At 39.0% G+C, this 3,130-nt stretch carries 2 protein-coding genes; one reads left to right on the top strand and one right to left on the bottom strand.

Annotation, left to right across the window (positions count from 1 at the left end):
• Positions 1-279: 279 nt before the first annotated feature.
• Entirely contained in the window at positions 280-1,812 is a 1,533-nt protein-coding gene (locus tag VB694_RS00625; protein WP_323358375.1) for a SagB/ThcOx family dehydrogenase, read from the bottom strand.
• 384 nt (positions 1,813-2,196) lie between these two features.
• On the opposite strand from VB694_RS00625, the gene VB694_RS00620 reads away from it, so the two are divergent.
• Positions 2,197-3,036: an alpha/beta hydrolase gene (locus VB694_RS00620; RefSeq protein WP_323358374.1), complete on the top strand. Its 840-nt coding sequence runs from the start codon at positions 2,197-2,199 to the stop codon at positions 3,034-3,036.
• The last annotated feature ends 94 nt before the right edge of the window (positions 3,037-3,130 follow it).

Below are 3,130 nucleotides of genomic sequence, written 5' to 3'. Positions count from 1 at the left end.
AAATTCTATCTGTCCTGGGGGGAACACGCACAACTCGAAAACCGTTATTGTTGTTGTTGTTGTCGAAATTGTTGCGAGTCGCACAACGACAGTTCCTAGTATTGTTGTTCCAAGAACCGCCTCGTTTTTCAATGCCTACCCCATTTTTATGTTAACAGTAATTCCAGATCCCCGACTTCTAACATCAATTGATATTTATGGACACAATAAACAAAAGAAGTCGGGGATCTTAACTATAGGATGCTTCCAAATTCTAAATTCTAAATTCTAAATTCTAAATTACCTTGGTCTGCCCAAAGTCGTAATATAAAGAACAGCTTCATCAGCAGGAATACCCAAAACATCATTGACTTGATCATCAAAAAAGCCACCAATACCACTCACACCTAAATTGAGGCGAATGGCTGCTAAATTAAGCTTTTGTCCTAAATGACCAGCATCAAGATGTAAATAACGGTAAACTCTGTCCCCATATTGTCCTATAGCCGTTTTCAAATCAGCAGTATGAAATATTACTGCTCCTGCATCTCGTCCTAATTCTTGACCCAAACAAAGAAAATGTAACTCACTCCGAAAATTTTTAAAGCGAATTTGTCGTAATTCTTGAGCTTTAGGTGCGTAATAATAACAACCTGAATCAAGTCCTTTCACACCAGAAACAGCAATAAATGTTTCAATTAAATTCAGATCAAAGTAATCGGGAGAATTATCTAAACTTTGGTCAATATAATTTTGTGATTGGTAAGTAAAATCGAGTAAAGATTTAAGTTCATCAAAAGTTAAATTATCACCACTGTAAGCGCGAGTAGAACGGCGTTTATAGATAGTATTTTCCAAATCTGAAAGATTTTCACCCCAGTTAATTGGGGTCGTGATAGTAGAAATTTTGTCACAAAAAGGAAAATTATATTTATCCTCTAATGATTTTTCTGGTTTGACAGTTGGTAAATTTTGTTTTCCAGTTATGCCAGATTGAATTTGGGTATGAAAATGAAAATATTTTAACAATTCACCATCAGGAATTGATGGATAATTAGTTTCAGTTGTAGAAGGTAAAGCAGTTTTTCCTAAAGGCAAATTTTGTTTAACATCTAATAAATCTGCCAAAGCCATGACAACAGTTGCGCCTTCTTGTTCGGGATCAATATAAAGTAAATCATTGATAGCTTCATCTATAAAACCACCGATTAAATGAGGGCGATAATCAGTAATTGCGCCAGCTAATTCAATGTTACCTAAAAGATGTCCAGTATCTAAAAAAATCCGTCGGTAAGCCCGATCTTCATAACGCCATGCAGAACGATAAAAAACCGCAGTGGTAATAATAGCAAGTTGGGTATTTTCTAAACTGGGATGCCATAAACAAGCAGTTTGTAAAGCTTGCCAAACATCATTTTCCCAAAACTGCATCAGAGAATGAGTCCGACACTGATAATTGTAGAGTCCAGCAGGTAACAACGGTGTACCACGGGAAACTAAGTATACTTCAGATGGGTATAAACCTCCAGCACTGGGAGCAGAGCGCAAATATACAGCACTACCCATAGAAGGCATTTTCGCCGTAAGTCCGTAGCTATGGAAGAGCAGTTGCGAAAGTCTCCGCCACCATTGAGCATCTGGGTTATGAGCAAAAGTTTCTGGTTTTTCTTGCAGATAGGGTTTAAGGTCAAAATCAGAGCCAATTTTGTACTCTTTAAAGGGTACTGGCTGTTTAGACCAGTTTAGCATCTGACTTTTTGAGGCTAGTGTTTCCGGGTCATACTTAGTACGTTCGTGGTAATGTTGAGCAATTGATTGGTGTGTTTCTGGCATAGTATTTTTAATATCCTCAGAAAGTTCTATTCTTTGATCTTGACATTCATTTACCTCATTATTTCGTGTTAATGAGTACAATCTTTGGAAGAGTTAGGGACTGGGGTGATGGGGTGATGGGGTGATAGGGTGATGGGGTGATGGGGTGATGGGGAGTTGGGGAGTTGGGGAGTTGGGGAGTTGGGGAGTTGGGGAGTTGGGGAGTTGGGGAGTTGGGGAGTTGGGGAGAAAATTCTTTAGCTATTCCCTGTTCCCTGTTCCCTGTTCCCTGTTCCCTGTTCCCTGTTCCCTGTTCCCTGTTCCCTGTTCCCTGTTCCCTGTTCCCTGTTCCCTGTTCCCTGTTCCCTGTTCCCTTTTTACCAATTACCAATTACCAATTATCAAATGATACCTGTACGTAATAAACTATCAAAAGCTGATGTGGAAATTTCTTACCTGGAATGGAACCAAGGTCAAGAACCATTACTGTTATTACATGGTATGGCTGATAATTCCTTAGTTTGGTCTAGCTTGGGAGATTATTTAGCAGCAGACTACCACATAGTAGCCCCGGATATGCGTGGTCATGGAGAGAGTACTAAACCGGAGCAAGATTATAGTTTTGAGAGTGCGATCGCTGACCTAGAAGCATTAATGGATAAACTGGGATGGTCTGATGCTCATATTGTTAGTCACTCTTGGACAGGTAAATTAGCCGCTATTTGGGCTAGACAAAACCCAGCACGCTTAAAAAGTATTACCCTCATAGATCCCATTTTTATCTGGAAAATGCCCAGTTTGCTGAAATTAACCTTTCCTTTGTTGTACCGTGTTTTACCCTTTCTGAAAAGCATGGGACCATTTACCAGTTACGAAGAAGCAGAACAAAAAATTAAACAACTCGGTCAATTTCAAGATTGGAATTCTGTACAACAGCAAGTTTTTCAAGCCGGAATTGAACAAAAACCCGATGGAACTTGGGGTAGCAAATTTACCATAGCTGCCCGTGATGGCATTTTTGATGCAGTATTAGAAGTACCAGGTTTTATCACCCCAGTTGACACTCCTGCTTTATTTATTCAACCAGAAAAAGGAGTAAACCGCCAAGATTGGCAAATTCAACCTTACAAAACTAACCTGAAAAACCTCACTTTCAAAAAAGTTCCTGGAAATCATTGGCCATTTTTAACCAAACCAGAAGAATTTAATCAAACAATAGCCAAATTCTTAGCAGCACAAAAATGAGTTTGGTCATTAGTCATTGGTCATTAGCTAACAATTATCTTATTACTTATTATCTGTTCCCCAGTCCCCATTCTTCATTCTTCATTCTTCATTC

The sequence above is a fragment of the Anabaena sp. UHCC 0451 genome (assembly GCF_034931405.1).
Classification (GTDB): Bacteria; Cyanobacteriota; Cyanobacteriia; order Cyanobacteriales; family Nostocaceae; genus RDYJ01.
Note: the sequence above shows the minus strand (reverse complement) of the source record. Positions and strands in the feature narration are given on the sequence as shown.